Here is a 16521-nt window from a genome sequence, read left to right on the forward strand (position 1 = left end):
ATCGCGTCGAAATGACACCAGCTTTCGCTTTCATCCCTTGAGTTCACCTCCGATGGCCGTTATCTGTCAGCGACAGCTACCGACCCATTGCGGACGCTCATGTTGCGGCCTAAAGACCCAATTTCTTGGGCCTGCCACCGGAGACTATCTGAGTTCCATCCGTTCGCTGTAGTAGCCCGAGTTTCAACCTCAGCGCACCGGTGTACTTTTCTGACACCACTTAAGCGCGCGCAGTGCTTCATCTTGGGTTACCAGGGCGTAACGGAAATAGAACGGGCTACGCTGGTAGTTGGCGTGGGACTCCAATCCAAGCAACTGGCCGTCGGCTTTGAAGGGCTCTGTGTTTTCCTGGTCGGCGATGAAGTAGGTCTTGCCACTCTCAACCTGCAGATCGAAAGCGCTATTGTCCCGGCTTGCAAGCAGGGGCGAGGTTGACGACTTGATGTGGTACTTGCCAGCTGGCAGGTGGGTGACGAAATAGCTTCCACCTAGCAGTTCGCCGGCGGTGTTGCCGTTGACGGTGATGGTTGCCGGGACCTTGGCTGCGATGGTGGGCATGACTCGGTAGAAGTACAGGGTGGCCTGGTCGGCGCGTGGCGCTTCGAGTGTGTCGAAGAATGGGCGCCCCTCCAAGTTGGAAGTGCTGCAGCCGGCGAGGAGGAGGGAGGTGGCGACCGCTACAGCGGCCAGGAAGTGCTTGATCATCGTGGGGGGCTACTCGATCAGAAGTTGCAGAGGCCTTTGCCATCGTCACGGGCATCAGACGTGGGCCAGGGGGCGAAGGGGACGCTCTCGGCGACGTTGTTGATGGGGCGGTCTTTGAGTATCGGGAACTTCTTCACCAAAGGCTCCACGGCCGGCTCCAACTGGCTGTTGCGGGTCAGACAGTAGCTCAGGGAATTAGCGGTGTAGTTGCCGATGTAAGCTACTTCTCCAGCCTTGACGGTGAAACGGTCGGCGGTGCGCCTGGCCATCGACTTGCCAGCGTAGTACTGGTACTGCCAACCGGTGACTTCATAGGTACCTGGTGGAACCTGGTACATGAAGTGTTCGCCCAGAACGAAACGGCCGTGGACGTCTTTGTTGTTGCCGAGGGTCCTGAGCTGGATACGTGTGGCGGGCTCGCCCTGACGTTGGATGTCTATCTGCAGACCGTGCGGTTGCGTGAGGAAACCTTCGGCGATGCGGCCAACTATGACGGCTTGAGTTGGGTCCAGGGGTTTGCTGTTGTCGTACTGGTTGGCAGTGCATCCGCTGAGGATGAGGGCGACCGTGACCAAGATAAAGCGGGCATACATAGGGCTCTGTTCCTTGAGGTGATCGAGGCCATTAGGCCTGTGAGCGTCCGTGTAGATCAATTCGACCTTGTTCGGGTAACGATTCAAGCGGATATGCATGTCTTGCCTCGCAACGTCTGCGAGGCGTTAAGTTGAATAGCTTTTAGTTTCGTGGGTTCCTCCTACCCTCAAATTCTGGCCATCGTGAGCGTCCGCCCCTGGCCGATTGCTGCCTTCGACCAAGGGCCGCTACCGACCCATGGCGGACGGAGGGGTTAGTCATGGAGTCGCGTCACTGATGTTGGTCGCAAGAACCTCGTAGACCAACTTGGCTTCCCGAAACGTGGCTCGCCACTCGAGAAAGCCTGCACGCGGCTCGCAGAGCAAGCGGACAGTGCGGCCATCTTTGGAATCCCAGGTTTCTTCGACGACAGCAATATCGCCAGACGCTGGCGTCCGTGTGTTCAACCAGTCAGAGAAAACAGCCGAAGATTGGTCAACCTCCATCAGCCTTACGGTATCGCCCTTGGCGAGTGTCATGTCGTCTTCCTTGGAGTCTCTTCTCTGAATGAATTCTACGATGGCTGGAGACCGTCCGCTCCTGGCCGAAAGCTGCCGCTCAACGTGTAGAAATCAACGAGCCAGAAAGCCACGAACCCAGTTTTGGAGCCTGCGAAAACTCGAGCAACAGGACGCACTGGGCTGCTCTGTCATAGTGGTTCAAGGGTTCGATTTTCTACTCATGAAAGGTTTGCTTCCGGCTGTGGATTCAACCGGTGGTTTGGCTACTACGTGGTGACCTGGTATCCGAAGAAGACGAGGTAGGGGACCTTGGCAGGATCAATTCAACGGCGTTGTGCCGCAGGTAGGGCAGGGGCTGAAATGATGAAACCCCAGCTAGTAGCAGGGGTTCCATCATCGGCGAACTGTTGTGGTAGTCGGGGCCTGTGGTCGTAGGCCTGATTCAACGGCGTTGCATCGAAGGCCGGGATCTATGCCCCGGGGCTAGTCAACCGCCGCAGCCATGTCCGCATTGGCAGCCATCTTTCTTGCGCAGAATTTCGTAGAGATCGTCCTTGAGCTGCAGCTTCTGCTTCTTCAGCGACTCGATGGTGTCGTGGGTTGCGGGAGTGATGCCCGCTTCCATGTTCTTGATCTCCTGGTCGAGCTCGTTGTGGCTATGGAAGAGCTTTGCAAAATGCGGATCCTCGGTCTTGAGGCGAGAAATCTTTTCGCGGAACTCGGGAAACATGAGGGTTCTCCAGGGGAGTGAAAAAGGCACTTTGCGGGATTCGAACCTGGCCAGTGTTGAGGTAGATCACTGAAGACGCCACACGAAAGGGCTTGTCCGCTCCTGGCCGATAACCACCGTCCCCTTACGGCAATCTTCAGCCCACCGCTACCGCCGAAAAGCTCACCCTCATACTGACCGGCGACTGGAACCGCCTGACCCTGGGCGGCGGTGCCAGCTGGAATTCCAGCAACTCGCTGTACTTCAGCCGCTACAACAGCCGCGTGGGGCAGGACGACTACACCGTGGTCAACCTGATGGCGCGCTACTGGCTCACCGTCCAGCTTCTGGTCTTCCTGGTTTGGGAGGTCGACACACAAGCTGGTGCAGTAATGCGGCTTTTTGTACGCGCCCGGGATTCGCGCGCAGGGCGCGCTCCTACAAGAGGCTCGGTGTGTGGCCGCCCGTAGGAGTGGATCTCATCCGCGAATCGCGCCGGTGAGTCCGGCTATCGCGGACAAGGTCCGCTCGGTCTCAGGACGCACGGCTTCTCGTAGGAGCGAGCTTCAGCAAACACTGGACCTCGTAGGATGGGTTGAGCGAAGCGATACCCATCGCCATGACCGCATGGGTTTCGCAAACTCAACCCATCCTACGAAGAGCGCCTCGGCGCAGTCAGCACGACAGTTGCGCCTACGGGATTGAAGCGCCACCCACTCCTGGCGGATAGCGCTTCACGTCACGCCCCTTACGCCCGGCCGCGTTCCTCAGCGGCGGCATACAACCGCTCGGCATCGGCCGCCAGGTACTCCAGCGCGCAGAAGGCGCCGTCCAGCACATCCTCGGCGGGCGAACCCAGGTCCGGCGCGCCGGCCAGCAGGCGCAGCAGATTGACCAGGGCCGATTGGCGGGATTGGGCAGCGTCGTAAAGCTCCGACGGGGCGGTGTTCTTGAGAGGGTGGGGTAGAACAGCGGATGCGATATGCATGGGAAAATCTCCGAGTAGGCTGGTTTTCCGCGCCCTGACGCCAATCAGGGTGGGCGGACCGTGCAGGTTGGCGTACCGGACTCGGACCGGCGCATCCGAAGATGCCCCACACGGCCCTCCCATAACGCGGGTGCAGCCGTGCCAGGCGCAGGACAAAGTCTCCTGCGCCTACCGAGTACGGGACGCCAATCCCGTACCGCCCAGGTTGGGCGGCGAGGCAACGTTAGGGAGTTGCCGCGGGGCTGTCAATCGGACGGAACAGGGCGGCGGCTGGGGCGAGAATTTTGGATAGGCAATCTGCTCCTGGCCAATAGCTACCGGCCACCGACCTGTTCGCTCTGCCGATCTCCTCAGGATCAGGCCCCATTGGCCTCGAAGCTGTCACTGCGCGCCATGCGCCACATGCGCTCGTAGAACTCCCCTTCGATATTGCCGCTGAGCAGTTCGCCCGGCTTGAGGAAGTAGTGCAGGTGGGCGAACAGGCGGATTTCGCTGGACGACACTCGGCGCACCAGGTGTTTGGCTTCCACTTCCGAGGGGTGGCGCAGGCCGGCGGCCGCTAGCATTTCGGCCAGGGCTTTCAGGGTGTTGCGGTGGAAGTTGTAGACGCGTTCGGCCTTGTCCGGCACTACCAGGGCGCGTTGGCGCAGTGGGTCCTGGGTGGCCACGCCGGTGGGGCATTTGTTGGTGTGGCAGCTCTGGCTCTGGATGCAGCCGATGGCGAACATGAAGCCGCGGGCGGAGTTGGCCCAGTCGGCGCCCATGGCCAGTACGCTGGCGATGTCGAAGGCGCTGACCACCTTGCCGCTGGCGCCGACGCGGATCTTGTCGCGCAGGTTCAGGCCGACCAGGGTGTTGTGCACGAACAGCAGGCCTTCGCGCATCGGCAGGCCCATGTGGTCGACGAATTCCACCGGGGCGGCGCCGGTGCCGCCTTCCTTGCCGTCGACCACGATGAAGTCGGGGAGGATGCCGGTTTCGTGCATGGCCTTGGCGATGCCCATGAATTCCCAGGGGTGGCCGATGCACAGCTTGAAGCCCACCGGTTTGCCGCCGGAGAGTTCGCGCAGGCGGACGATGAAGTCGAGCAGTTCCTTGGGCGTGCTGAATTCGCTGTGGCTGGAGGGCGACACGCAGTCCTGGCCCATGGGCACGCCGCGGGTGGCGGCGATTTCGGCGGTGAGCTTCTCCTTCGGCAGGATGCCGCCGTGGCCGGGCTTGGCGCCCTGGCTGAGCTTGATTTCGATCATCTTCACCTGCGGGCTGGCGGCCTGGGCGGCGAAGCGCTCGGCGTCGAAGCGGCCGTCGTCGCCGCGGCAGCCGAAGTAGCCGCTGCCCAGTTCCCAGGTCAGGTCGCCGCCGTACTCGCGGTGGTAGGGGCTGATGCTGCCTTCGCCGGTGTCGTGGATGAAGTTGCCCATGCGCGCGCCCTTGTTCAGCGCGCGGATGGCGTTGGCGCTGAGGGCGCCGAAGCTCATGGCGGAGATGTTGAACACCGAGATGGAGTAGGGCTGCTTGCACTCCGGCCCGCCGACCATCACGCGGAAGGTGCTGGGGTCGGCCAGCGGCGCCGGGCGGATGGAGTGGGCGATGAATTCGAAGCCGGATTCATAGACGTCGATGAGGGTGCCGAAGGGCTTGTCGGCGGTTTCCTGCTTGGCGCGGGCGTACACCAGGCCGCGCTGGGCGCGGGAGAAGGGCAGGGCCTCGCGGTCGCCTTCGAGCAGGTACTGGCGGATTTCCGGGCGGATGCCTTCGACCAGGTAGCGGATGTTGCCGAGGATGGGGTAGTTGCGCCTTACGGCGTGGGGCGCCTGCAGCAGGTCGAACACACCCAGCAGGCTGAGGGCGAGGGTCACCAGGGTGAAGGGCCAGACCCAGTCGTGCCCGAGGAAGGGCAGGCTGAACAGGGTGAAGAGCACACAGGCGGCGAAGAAGGCGTAACGGCTTAGCAGCGACAGGTTCATGGAATCTCCAGTCGTCGGGCTTGATCACGGGGGTGGGCTGCCGGCATGGCGCAGCGGACCGCCATTGAGCATGGCAGGCGTTGCGCCGCTGCGCTCGGGCGGAGGTCAATGGGCTGGGCGTTGCGGGCGGATTCTTATGCTGTGGAAGGCTTGCGAGGCCGAACTTAGCCCGAAGCGGGGAAAAAAGAAAGCAAGCTAATGATATTTTCTGTCGCTGAGAAAGCTTGTGCCGCGAACTGCAATATTGGTGCGCCGACCGCCGTTCGCTGGCGGTCGGCGGCGGGGATCAGAGCGTGGCCTTGACCTGCAGGCCGAAGACCAGGGCGTTGTCGATGCTTTGCCCGGAGAAGGCGCCCGGCTCGATCACGTATTGCACGTCCGGGCGCAGCAGCAGCCAGGGCGTGGCCTGGAAGCCGTAGCTCAGTTCGACCAGGCGTTCGGCGTTGTCCAGCTCGGGGTAGGCTTGGCCGTTGGCCAGGGCGTTGTCTTCCTGCACTTCGCGGCTGCGCGGGTTGGGCACGGCGCGGCCGAAACCCAGGGCGAGGGTGTCGCGTGGGCGGCCGGCGAAGGGCTGGTAGAGCACTACGCCTGCGCTGTACCACTTGGTGAAGGGCGAGGCCGCCGAGCTGGCCACCGAGGCCTGGCCGAAGAGGTGCAGGCTCTGCCCCGGGCGACCCGGCGCGTGCCACACGGCCTGGTCGGCGAGCAGATAGTGGCCGCCGCGCCCGGCGACCTTCTCGTCGCTGCCGATGCGCTGGGCGTCGGAGCTGTCGTAGTACCAGCCCAGCTTGTATTCGCCGGGCAGTTCGTCGAGGCGCTTGTAGACCAGTTCGATGGGCACCACGGTGCCGGTGCTGTGCTTGGGCGTGAGGTGCCAGGCGCGGCTGGAATTGCCGTTGCTCTCGGGGTCGACGTTGAAGGCCGCCACGCGCAGCTGCCAGGCCGGCGAGAAGCTGTATTTCAGGCGCACGCCCAGGTGCGCGTTGGGGTAGTTGCTCCAGCCGCTGCCGCCGGACATGTTCAGCGGGTGGCCGCAGAAACCGGCGTTCATGAAGTTGCAGAGGATGCCGCTGTCCAGGCCGCCGAGGTCGTTGCCCATGGCCATGTAGCCGAGCTTCACGTCCAGCGCCGGGGTGAACAGGCTGCGCTCGTAGCTCAGTTCGGTGAGGCGGGTGTAGAGGCCGCCGTAGTTTTCCTGCACGGGCAGGCGGTTGCCGACCAGGTCGCCGGAGCCGTCGTTGCCGCGGCGGTCGTTCACGGTCAGTTGCACCAGGCCGCCGTTGTCCAGGCCGTACAGCTTGCCCAAGTCGAAGCGCACGCCGAGCTTGAGGTTCTGCGAGTAGCGCGCCGAGCGCTTGAGGCCGCCGTCGGCGTTGTACACGGTCTCGCCGCTGTATTCGCCGGTGAAGCGGATGCCCTGGTCGTCCAGTTCGTGGCGCAGGCCGCCCCAGTCGCCGCTGAGGGTCGAGCGTTCGAGCGGGTCGTCGGCCAGGGCCAGGGACGGGGTGAGGCAGGTGGCGCCCAGCAGCAGGCGCAGGGAGGTGGAGGGGAATCGCATGACGGAACACTTACCGGATAAGGGGAGGCGCGGCCCTGGGCCGCGCCGGAAGAGGGCGCCCGCCGGAGTGGCGGGCGGGGGGTTCAGGGCGCGGGGTTCAGGGCAGGGCGTAAGCCATCACGTAGTCGCCGCGGTCCGGCGACTGGCGGGCGCCGCCGGCGGTGACCACGATGTACTGCTTGCCGGTCCTGGGCGAGACGTAGGTCATCGGGCCGCCCTGGCTGCCCACGGGCAGGCGGGCCTTCCAGATTTCCTTGCCGTTGCCGCTGTCGTAGGCGCGCAGGTAGAAGTCCTGGGTGCCGGCGATGAACACCAGGCCGCCCTGGGTGGACAGGGTGCCGCCGAGGGTCGGCAGACCGATGGGGATCGGCAGGTGCATGCGGATGCCCAGCGGGCCGGTGTCCTCGACCGTGCCCACCGGCACCTGCCAGGCGACCTTGCGGGTCTTCAGGTCGATGGCGCTGAGGGTGCCGAAGGGCGGCGCCTGGCAGGGGATGCCGGCCACCGAGAGGAAGCGGTTCTTGTTCACCGCGTAGGGCGTGCCCTTGAGCGGCACCGCGCCCATGCCGGTGTTCAGCGCCTCGCCGCCGGAAGCGGCCTGGCCCTTGTTGGCCGAGGGGACCATCTGCACCCACAGGCCCAGGCGCATGTCGTTGACGAAGATGAAGCCGTGCACCGGGTCAGTGGAGATGCTGCCCCAGTTCATGCCGCCCAGGGAGCCGGGGAAGCTCAGCGAGAGGTCGGTGCCCGGCGCGGTGTACAGGCCGTCGTAGCGCATCTTCTTGAAGTCGATGCGGCACAGCAGCTGGTCATAAGGCGTGGCGCCCCACATGTCCGACTCGGTGAGGGTCTGCGCGCCTATCTGCGGCATGCCCACCGACTTCGGCTGCGTCGGCGAGTAGGGCTCGTTGGGGATGTTGGCGGCTTTCACCGGCACTTCGTCGACCTGGGTCAGCGGCTTGCCGGTGGCGCGGTCGAGCACGTAGATCTGCCCAGCCTTGGTGCCGATCACCACGGCCGGCACGCGCTTGCCGTCGGCCACGGGGAAGTCCACCAGGCTCGGCTGCATGGGCAGGTCGAAGTCCCAGAGGTCGTTGTGCACGGTCTGGAACACCCACTTCTCGGCGCCGGTGGTGGCGTCCACGGCGAGGATCGAGGCGCCGTAGGTGTGGTCGAGCTTGGTGCGCTCCACGCCGTAGATGTCGGTGGAGGAGCTGCCCATGGGCAGGAACACGGTGTTCATCGCCGCGTCGTAGGACATCGGCGCCCAGCTGTTGGGGGTGCTGCGCACGTAGGTGCTGCCCGGCGCCGGGGCCTGCTTGTCCTGCGGGTTGCCCGGGTCGAAGGCCCAGCGCATCTGCCCGCTGATGACGTCGAAGCCGCGGATCACGCCGCCGGGCATGTCGGTCTGGACGTTGTCCGCCACGCGCCCGCCGACCACTACGGTGGTGCCGGCCATCAGCGGCGCGGAGCTGAGCTGGTAGTAGGAGTCGGGCACGTCGCCCAGGCCGGCCTTGAGGTCCACCTGGCCGTCGTTGCCGAAGCCCTGGCAGAAGGCGCCGGTGTCGGCGTCCACGGCAATCAGGCGGGCGTCGATGGTGTTGGTCAGCAGGCGGCGCTGGCAATTGGCGCCGGCCGGCACGCTGACGGTGGTGACCGGCGTGCTGTTGGGCTGGGTGGGCTGGGCGACGGTCTTGGTCGCGTCGAAGTAGGCCAGGCCGCGGCAGCGCTGCCAGACCTTGGACTGCGCGTTGATCTGGTTCTTCCACAGCTGCTTGCCGGTGTCGGCGTCCAGTGCGATCAGGTCGTTGTGCGGGGTACAGATGAACACCTTGTCGCCGACCTGCAGCGGGGTGAGCTGGTCCTCGGCGCCGTTGCCGTCGCTCTCGGCCACGTCACCGGTGTGGTAGGTCCAGGCCACCTTGAGCTTGTCGACATTGCCGCGGTTGATCTGGTCCAGCGCGGCGAAGCGGCTGCCGCCCTCGGTGTTGCCGTAGTGGGTCCAGTCCTTCTGCGCGTGGGCCGGGTCCACCGGCGTCAGCCCCGGGCCGTCGCCTGTGGGGGCGACGCTGGGGTGGGCGACGAACATGTTGCCGGCGGCCACCGCCAGCAGCACGGCGAGCACCGCGGCCACGCCATAGGCACCGCGCCCGCCGACGCCGCCGGAGGCGCGCACCAGCATGGGGTAGACCAGCGCCACTGCCAGGCCGATGGCGCCGAACATGAACAGCCGCGAGAACAGCGGCCAGAAAGCCAGCCCGGCGTCGGCCAGGGCCCAGAGGGCGGTGCCCGCCAGGAAGGCGGCGAACAGCCAGGCGCCGGCCGGCTTGCGCAGCGCCAGCAGGACGCCGGACAGGGCCATGGCCAGGCCGCCGATGAGGAAGTACCAGGAACCGCCCAGGCTGGCCAGGCGGGCGCCGCCGGCGGCCAGGGCGAGGCCGAGGAGGGCGATGACCACCCCCAGGCCGACCAGAATGAAGGTGCTGGCGCCAGAGGCGCGCTGTGCTTGTCTCATGCCGGGAATCTCGCAGTGTGGGAGTGCGAATTATACCCTTAGCAAGCTAATTAACTAGATGGTTAATGGTGTTTTGTCCGATTTCCGACCAGGCGGTCGTGCTCAGCAGGCGATCACGTTCACCGCCAGGCCGCCCTTCGAGGTCTCCTTGTACTTGTCCATCATGTCGCGGCCGGTGTCGCGCAGGGTGTCGATGGCCTTGTCCAGCGACACCAGGTGCTGGCCGTCGCCGCGCAGGGCCAGCTGGGCGGCGTTGATGGCCTTGAGCGAGGCCATGGCGTTGCGCTCGATGCAGGGCACCTGGACCAGCCCTGCGACCGGGTCGCAGGTCAGCCCGAGGTTGTGTTCCAGGCCGATTTCGGCGGCGTTCTCCACCTGTTCCAGGCTGCCGCCCAGCACTTCGGCCAGGCCCGCCGCGGCCATGGCGCAGGCCGAGCCGACCTCGCCCTGGCAGCCCACCTCGGCGCCGGAGATGGAGGCGTTGAGCTTGCACAGGATGCCGACGGCGGCGGCGGTCAGCAGGTAGCGCTCGATGGCGTCCATGGGCGCGTCGGCCTGGTAGTGGGCGTAGTAGTGCAGCACCGCCGGGACTATGCCGGCCGCGCCGTTGGTGGGGGCGGTGACCACGCGGCCGCCGGCGGCGTTCTCCTCGTTCACCGCCAGGGCCCAGAGGTCCACCCAGTCCATGGCGCCCAGGGTGCTGGCGATCAGGTTGCCGCTGCCGGCCTCGTTCAGGCGGCGGTAGAGCATGGGCGCGCGGCGGCGCACCCTGAGGCCGCCGGGCAGGGTGCCCTCGGTCTCCAGGCCGCGGCGCACGCAGGCCTGCATTTCCGCCCAGATGTGCGCCAGGCCCGCGTGGATCTGTTCTTCGCTGCGCAGGCTCAGCTCGTTGGCCCACATCAGGTCGCTGATGCGCCGGAAGCCGTGGGCATGGCACAGCCGCAGCAGTTCCTCGGCGCTGTGGAAGGGGTAGGGCATGGGGTTGTCGGGCAGGGCGCGGTCGGTGTTGAAGTCGGCCTCGTCGACCACGAAGCCGCCGCCCACCGAGTAGCAGGTGCGCTCGGCCAGCAGGTGGCCGGCGGCGTCCAGGGCGCGCAGGCGCATGCCGTTGGGGTGGGCCGGCAGGCTGCCGTCGTGGAACACCAGGTCGCGGCCGGGGCTGAAGTCGATGACGTGCTCGCCGTCCAGGGCCAGGCTGTGTTCGGCGAAGATGGCGTCCACCAGCGGCGCCAGGGCGGCGGGGTCGGCGTCCGCCGGGTCGATGCCGAGCAGGCCGATCAGGCAGGCGCGGTCGGTGGCGTGGCCCTTGCCGGTGGCGCTGAGCGAGCCGTAGAGGTTGACCTCCACGCGCGCCACGCGGGTCAGCAGGTTGGCCGCGCGCAGACGCTCGACGAACTCGCGGGTGGCGCGCATGGGGCCGACGGTGTGCGAGCTGGATGGGCCGACGCCGGGCTTGAACATGTCGAAGACGCTGAGGGTCATGGTTGTGGTCCTCCTGTGTTCAAGCATGGACCTGTTTGGGGGGATGGTCGATTGGGGCTGGTTGGTGGTTTGGGGGTGTCGGGTTCAAGAGCTCCCTCTCCCCAACCCTCTCCCTGAAGGGAGAGGGGGCTGTTCGGAGCGGATGGAGAATCCGGAGTTATCCTTCCACCACGCCACTCCCGCGAACGCCGGAAGCCAGAGCCTTGCACAGGGTTCAGGGAGCTTGGTGGTTTCGCTTCACGCCGAACGGTCCCCTCTCCCGCTTGCGGGGGAGGGTTAGGGTGGGGGAGCGGAGTACGGGGTTGGCAGTGGAGTGTCGGCGAAGTCCATTGCCCTCACCCCAGCCCTCTCCCGGAGGGAGAGGGGGCTGTCCGGAGCGGATGGAGAATCCGGAGTTATCCTTCCACCACGCCACTCCCGCGAACGCCGGAAGCCAGATCCTTGCACAGGGTTTCAGGGAGCTTGGTGATTGCGCTTCACGCCGAACGGTCCCCTCTCCCGCTTGCGGGGGAGGGTTAGGGTGGGGGAGCGGAGTACGGGGCTGGCAGTGGAGTGTCGGCGAAGTCCCGTTGCCCTCTCCCGGAGGGAGAGGGGGCTGTTCGGCGTGGGTGGATAACGCAGCGTCAGCCGGCAGGTAGTAGGGCGCATAACCGTTCGCGGTTATCCGCCGCCGGCCTATGCACCGAAGCCCGGCGACGCCCTACGAACTCCCCTTACCCCTGCGCCTGCAGGAACAACGAAAACAACTCCGACTGCGACTTGATCCCCAGCTTGCTGTACATGTGCTTGCGGTGCACCTTCACCGTCTCCGCCGAGATCGCCAGCTTGCGCGCTATCTCCTTGCTGGAGCAGCCGCTGAGCATCAGCCGGCCCACTTCCAGCTCGCGTGCGGTCAGCGGGGTTTCCAGGCGTTCCACGGTTTCTTCCAGGCGGCTCTGCCAGCGCGGCGCCGGTGGGGTGGCCTGTTCCAGCAGTTCGCGTTCGAAGGCCATGCGCTGGCGCATCAGGCCGGCCACCCAGGGGCGCAGCAGGTCGAGCAGGGCGGCCTGTTCGGCGCTGAAGCGGCCCTTGCTGCCCAGGGACAGGCACAGGGTGCGCTCGGCGTCGAGCTGCACGTTGAACTGCACCTCGTCGGCCACCACGTTGAGGCGGAAGTAGCGCTGGTAGTAGTCGGTCTGCTCGAAGCATTCCGGGGCCACGTCGGCCAGGCGCAGCAGGCCGCTGCCCGGGGCCTCGCGGCTGGCGATGTAGAAGGGGTCGAGCAGGTACAGGCCCTTGAGGTAGTCCTGGAACAGCGGGTCGGGGCCGCCGTCCTCGCCCGGGCATTCGGCGAACACTTGCGGGCGGCCGTTGCTGAAGAGCAGCGCCACCCAGCTGTCGAATGGCACATACTCGTTCAGCAGGCGCACCAGGGCGAGCCAGAAGTTGGGCTTGTCCAGCGTCTCGATCAGTTGCCCGACCGAGCGGTGCCAGGCGATGTCCTGCAGCGTAAGGTTCATGCCTCTACCCCTGTTGGGTTACCACGTGGGCGTAATTACCCGGGCACGATGGCGAACTGCATACTCGGTGAATGCCTTGCACCGGCCCGGCGCGCATTCTGACCCTTTTGCGCCGGGCGGTCATGTTTCCCGCCAGGATGGCCGATCCACCCCGCGCGGCGAACGAGCCCGCAACAAGAACGACAGGAGCTGCAATGAAGGTCGAACTCGTCCAACTGGCCGGCCGCGACGGCGACACCGCCTACAACCTCGGGCGTACCCTGGCGGCGATCCGCGCCTGCGCCGCGGATACCGACCTGGTGGTGTTCCCCGAGACCCAGCTGATGGGCTTCCCCACCGAGGACAACGTCGCCCGCCTGGCCGAGCCGCTGGACGGCCCCAGCGTGCGCGCCGTGCAGCAGGCCGCGCGGGAGCTCGACGTCGCCGTGGTGGTGGGCATCGCCGAGGCCGGCGACGACGGCCGCTTCTACAACACCACGCTGCTGGTCACCCCCGAGGGCATCGCCCTGAAGTACCGCAAGACCCACCTGTGGGCCTCCGACCGCGGCATCTTCACCCCCGGCGACCGCTACGCCACCGCGCTGTTCAAGGGCGTGCGGGTGGGCATCCTGATCTGCTTCGACATCGAGTTCCCGGAAAGCGCCCGCGCCCTCGGCCAACTGGGCGCCGAGCTGATCCTGGTGACCAACGGCAACATGGACCCCTACGGCCCCACCCACCGCACCGCGATCACCGGCCGGGCCATGGAGAACCAGGCCTATGCGGTGATGGTGAACCGCGTCGGCGAAGGCGACGGCGGCCTGGTGTTCGCCGGCGGCAGCGCAGTGGTCGACCCCTTCGGCCAACTGCTCTGCGAGGCCGGCCGCGAGGAATGCCGGATGCGCGTGGAACTGGACCTGGCGCGCCTGCAGCAGGCGCGCCGCGACTACAGCTACATCGCCGAGCGCCGCTTCGTGCTGCCCGGCGAGACGCGCGAGCACGCCGACGGCCTGCGCGAGTTGCTGATTCCGGGCTGAGCCCCGGAAGGCGCAGGGCCGCGCCAACGATCCAGCCAAGAAGTACCGGCGGCAGCATCCCTCCCGCCAGGCGGCTCCCGGGTGAGGGGCGCCGCCTTTGCACGCGTCGATTTCGACTCTGCCATAACAAACACAACTCGGAGTAAGCACTCAATGGCTCGACTCAAGCGCACCCTCTCGCTGGGTTCGGTGGTGCTGTTCGGCATCGCCTACATGACCCCCATCATCGTCCTCGGCACCTTCGGCATCCTCGCCGACACCACCGGCGGCGTGGTGCCCGCGGCCTACCTCGTGGCCTCGGTGGCGATGCTCTTCACCGCCCTCAGCTACGGGCGCATGGCCGCCGCCTTCCCGGTGGCCGGCTCGGCCTACACCTACGTGCGCAAGTCCATCAGCCCCAAGCTGGGCTTCCTCGCCGGCTGGGGCGTGCTGCTGGACTACCTGTTCCTGCCCATGGCCATCTGGCTGATCGGCGCGGCCTACCTGCACTCGGCCTTCCCGGCGGTGCCCCAGGCGCTGTGGGTGCTGGCCTTCATCGGCGTGACCACCGGCATCAACGTCATTGGCCTGCGCCTGGCGAAGAACGTCAACAGCGTGCTGATGCTGGTGCAGTTCCTGGTGCTGGCGGCCTTCGTGCTGCTGGCGGTGCACTACGTGCTGGGTGACGCCAGCAAGCCGTTGTGGTCGCTGGAACCCTTCTTCAAGGAAGGCGTGCAGCTGCCGCTGATCATGAGCGGCGCGGCCATCGCCTGCTATTCGTTCCTGGGCTTCGACGCGGTCAGCACCCTGACCGAGGAAACCCACGAGCCGCGCAAGAACATCCCGCGCGCCATCCTGCTGATCACCCTGATCGGCGGCTTCATCTTCATCGCCGCCAGCTACTTCGTGCAGCTCGCGCACCCGTCCACCGAGTTCCAGAACGCCGACTCGGCCGCCTACGAGATCGCCCGCAACATCGGCGGCGACCTGTTCGTCAGCCTCTTCCTCATCGGCCTGATCGTCGGCCAGTTCACCTCCGGACTGTCGGCCCAGGCCAGCGCCTCACGCCTGCTGTTCGCCATGGGCCGCGACGGCGTGCTGCCCAAGGCCTTCTTCGGCACCCTGAGCGAACGCTTCGGCACCCCGGTGGGCAGCATCGTGCTGTGCGGCGTGGTGGCCCTGCTGGCGCTGGAGATGGACGTGACCACCTCCACCTCGTTCATCAACTTCGGTGCCTTCCTGGCCTTCAGCCTGGTCAACCTGTCGGTGATCTTCCACTACTGGATCGCCCGCGGCGAACGCGGCCTGCGCGGCGCGGTGCTGTTCCTGGCCTTCCCGCTGATCGGCCTGGTCGCCGACCTGTGGCTGATGGCCAGCCTCGACCACCTGGCCATCTACCTGGGCCTGGCCTGGCTCACCGCCGGGGTGCTGTACCTGGCCGTGCTCACCGGCGGCTTCCGTCAGCAGCCGCCGGAGATGCACTTCGAGGAAGCCTGATTCAGGCCGGGTGCGGGCCGGTGGGCAACGGCCGGCCGCGCTCGGGTGCGTCGGGCTCCGCCGCGGCGCCCGCGGCCAGTTCGCGGGCGTCGGCGCGTTCGGCGCTGGACAGCTCGCCGGCCCGGAAGCCGGTGATGCGCAGCAGCGCCAGGGTGCAGGCAAGCGAGACCAGGGCGTAGAGCCCCGAGGCGATGGCCACGCCGACAATGCTGCCGGTGCTGTTGAGGATCCACTGCGCCAGCACCGGCGTGCCGCCGCCCACCAGCAGCGAGCACAGCTGGTAGGCCAGCGACAGCCCGGTGTAGCGCACCCGCGCGGGGAAGGTGCGGGCGAGGATGCCGCCCACCGCGCCGTAGAACATCGCATGGGGCACCGTGGCCAGGCACATGCCCACGGCGGCTATCCAGTAGACGTTGGTTTCCACGGCGAAGAACATCGCCGGCATCAGGATGAACTCCGGCAGCACCATCAGGCAGGCCGCCTTGCGCATGTCGATGCGCGAGGCCAGCAGCGCGCCGAACGGCTGGCTGAAGAACTGCACCACCAGGGCGATGACGATGATGCTGAGGAAGGTGCCCTGGCTGTAGCCGAGGGTCTTGGTGGCCCAGGACAGGGCGAAGGTGCTCTTGAAGTAGGTGACGTGGATGATCGGCAGCACCCCGGCGCCGAGCAGCACGATCAGCCAGTGCTCGCGCAGCACTTCCACCAGCGGCAGCTTCACGGTCTTCTTCTGTTGCAGCAGGCGCTTCATGTCCTCGGACTCTTCCAGCTTCAGGCGGATGACCATGCCGACGATCACCAGCGCCGCGGAGATCAGGAACGGGATGCGCCAGCCCCAGAGCATGAAGTCCGGCATGGGCAGGGCGCTGAGGGCGAAGAACACCAGGGTCGCCAGCAGGTTGCCGGTGGGCGAGCCCTGCTGGGCGAAGGCGGCGTAGAGGATGCCCTTGCCCTTGGGCGCGCTTTCGCTGGCGATGAGGATGGCGCCGCCCCATTCGCCGCCCACGGCGACGCCCTGGATCACCCGCAATGCCACCAGGGCGACGGGCGCCCACAGGCCGATCTGCGCGTAGACCGGCAGCAGGCCGATGCAGGTGGTGGCGATGCCCATCATGATCAGGGTGATCACCAGGGTGTTCTTGCGCCCGATCCGGTCGCCCAGGTGGCCGAAGATGATGCCGCCCAGCGGGCGGGCGACGAAGCCGGACCAGAGGGTGACGAAGGACAGCAGCGTGGCCAGGCCCGGGTCCATGTCCGGCGGGAAGAACACCTTGCCGAACACCAGGGCGGCGGCCAGGCCGTAGATGTAGAAGTCGTACCACTCGATGGTGGTGCCGATGAAGGAGGCGATGCCGGCCTTGCGGGCCTTGCGGTGCAGCGCTGCGTCTGCGGAGGAGGGCGTGCTGGGCATGGGCGGGTCCTGCTTATTGTTGTTGTTCTGGTCGCCGACGCGCAGGCCCCGCGCGCGCCCTCCGGGGGAGGGCGCGGGGTGGCGACTGGCGTGCGTCGGTG

General features: G+C 66.5%; 13 protein-coding genes. 2 read left to right on the forward strand and 11 right to left on the reverse strand.

From position 1 onward, the window contains the following. Positions 1-189: 189 nt before the first annotated feature. From QSJ95_RS17110 to QSJ95_RS17155, 10 genes are all read right to left on the reverse strand, one after another. Positions 190-705 (reverse strand): DUF2846 domain-containing protein, encoded by a 516-nt coding sequence (locus tag QSJ95_RS17110; protein WP_009619023.1) that lies wholly within the window; start codon positions 703-705, stop codon positions 190-192. Between the two features lie 17 nt (positions 706-722). Next, complete coding sequence (locus QSJ95_RS17115; protein WP_239688923.1) at positions 723-1397, reverse strand: hypothetical protein; 675 nt, start codon at positions 1395-1397, stop codon at positions 723-725. 159 nt (positions 1398-1556) lie between these two features. After that, the gene (locus QSJ95_RS17120) at positions 1557-1817 is read right to left on the reverse strand and encodes a hypothetical protein (protein WP_276215848.1); all 261 of its coding nucleotides are present in this window, start codon (positions 1815-1817) and stop codon (positions 1557-1559) included. A 469-nt stretch (positions 1818-2286) separates the two neighbouring features. Continuing rightward, the gene (locus QSJ95_RS17125; RefSeq protein WP_009619027.1) at positions 2287-2529 is read right to left on the reverse strand and encodes an HP1242/YdcH family protein; all 243 of its coding nucleotides are present in this window, start codon (positions 2527-2529) and stop codon (positions 2287-2289) included. Positions 2530-3256: 727 nt separating this feature from the next. Next, positions 3257-3496: a hypothetical protein gene (locus QSJ95_RS17130; protein WP_058489046.1), complete on the reverse strand. Its 240-nt coding sequence runs from the start codon at positions 3494-3496 to the stop codon at positions 3257-3259. A gap of 356 nt (positions 3497-3852) precedes the next feature. Then, on the reverse strand, positions 3853-5463 hold the full coding sequence (locus tag QSJ95_RS17135) for an FMN-binding glutamate synthase family protein (RefSeq protein WP_058070149.1): 1611 nt from the start codon (positions 5461-5463) through the stop codon (positions 3853-3855). Positions 5464-5749: 286 nt separating this feature from the next. Next, a complete protein-coding gene (locus tag QSJ95_RS17140; RefSeq protein ID WP_285644018.1) occupies positions 5750-7021 on the reverse strand; it encodes a carbohydrate porin in 1272 nt (423 codons plus the stop codon). Positions 7022-7118: 97 nt separating this feature from the next. Further along, complete coding sequence (locus QSJ95_RS17145; RefSeq protein ID WP_285644020.1) at positions 7119-9536, reverse strand: glucose/quinate/shikimate family membrane-bound PQQ-dependent dehydrogenase; 2418 nt, start codon at positions 9534-9536, stop codon at positions 7119-7121. Between the two features lie 102 nt (positions 9537-9638). After that, entirely contained in the window at positions 9639-11018 is a 1380-nt protein-coding gene (locus QSJ95_RS17150) for an L-serine ammonia-lyase (protein ID WP_285644022.1), read from the reverse strand. Between the two features lie 713 nt (positions 11019-11731). Then, the gene (locus QSJ95_RS17155) at positions 11732-12517 is read right to left on the reverse strand and encodes a helix-turn-helix transcriptional regulator (RefSeq protein ID WP_009619040.1); all 786 of its coding nucleotides are present in this window, start codon (positions 12515-12517) and stop codon (positions 11732-11734) included. Between the two features lie 194 nt (positions 12518-12711). On the opposite strand from QSJ95_RS17155, the gene QSJ95_RS17160 reads away from it, so the two are divergent. Continuing rightward, on the forward strand, positions 12712-13533 hold the full coding sequence (locus QSJ95_RS17160) for a carbon-nitrogen hydrolase family protein (protein ID WP_285644024.1): 822 nt from the start codon (positions 12712-12714) through the stop codon (positions 13531-13533). Positions 13534-13686: 153 nt separating this feature from the next. Then, complete coding sequence (locus tag QSJ95_RS17165; protein ID WP_043267009.1) at positions 13687-15009, forward strand: APC family permease; 1323 nt, start codon at positions 13687-13689, stop codon at positions 15007-15009. Position 15010: 1 nt separating this feature from the next. Here the strand turns inward: QSJ95_RS17165 and QSJ95_RS17170 are convergent, their stop codons facing one another. Beyond that, positions 15011-16420 carry an MFS transporter gene (locus QSJ95_RS17170; protein ID WP_058072491.1) on the reverse strand — a complete coding sequence of 470 codons (1410 nt, stop codon included), beginning with the start codon at positions 16418-16420 and terminating at the stop codon, positions 15011-15013. Between the last annotated feature and the right edge of the window lie 101 nt (positions 16421-16521).

The organism is Pseudomonas sp. NBRC 100443, assembly GCF_030268185.1.
Taxonomy (GTDB): domain Bacteria; phylum Pseudomonadota; class Gammaproteobacteria; order Pseudomonadales; family Pseudomonadaceae; genus Pseudomonas; species Pseudomonas citronellolis.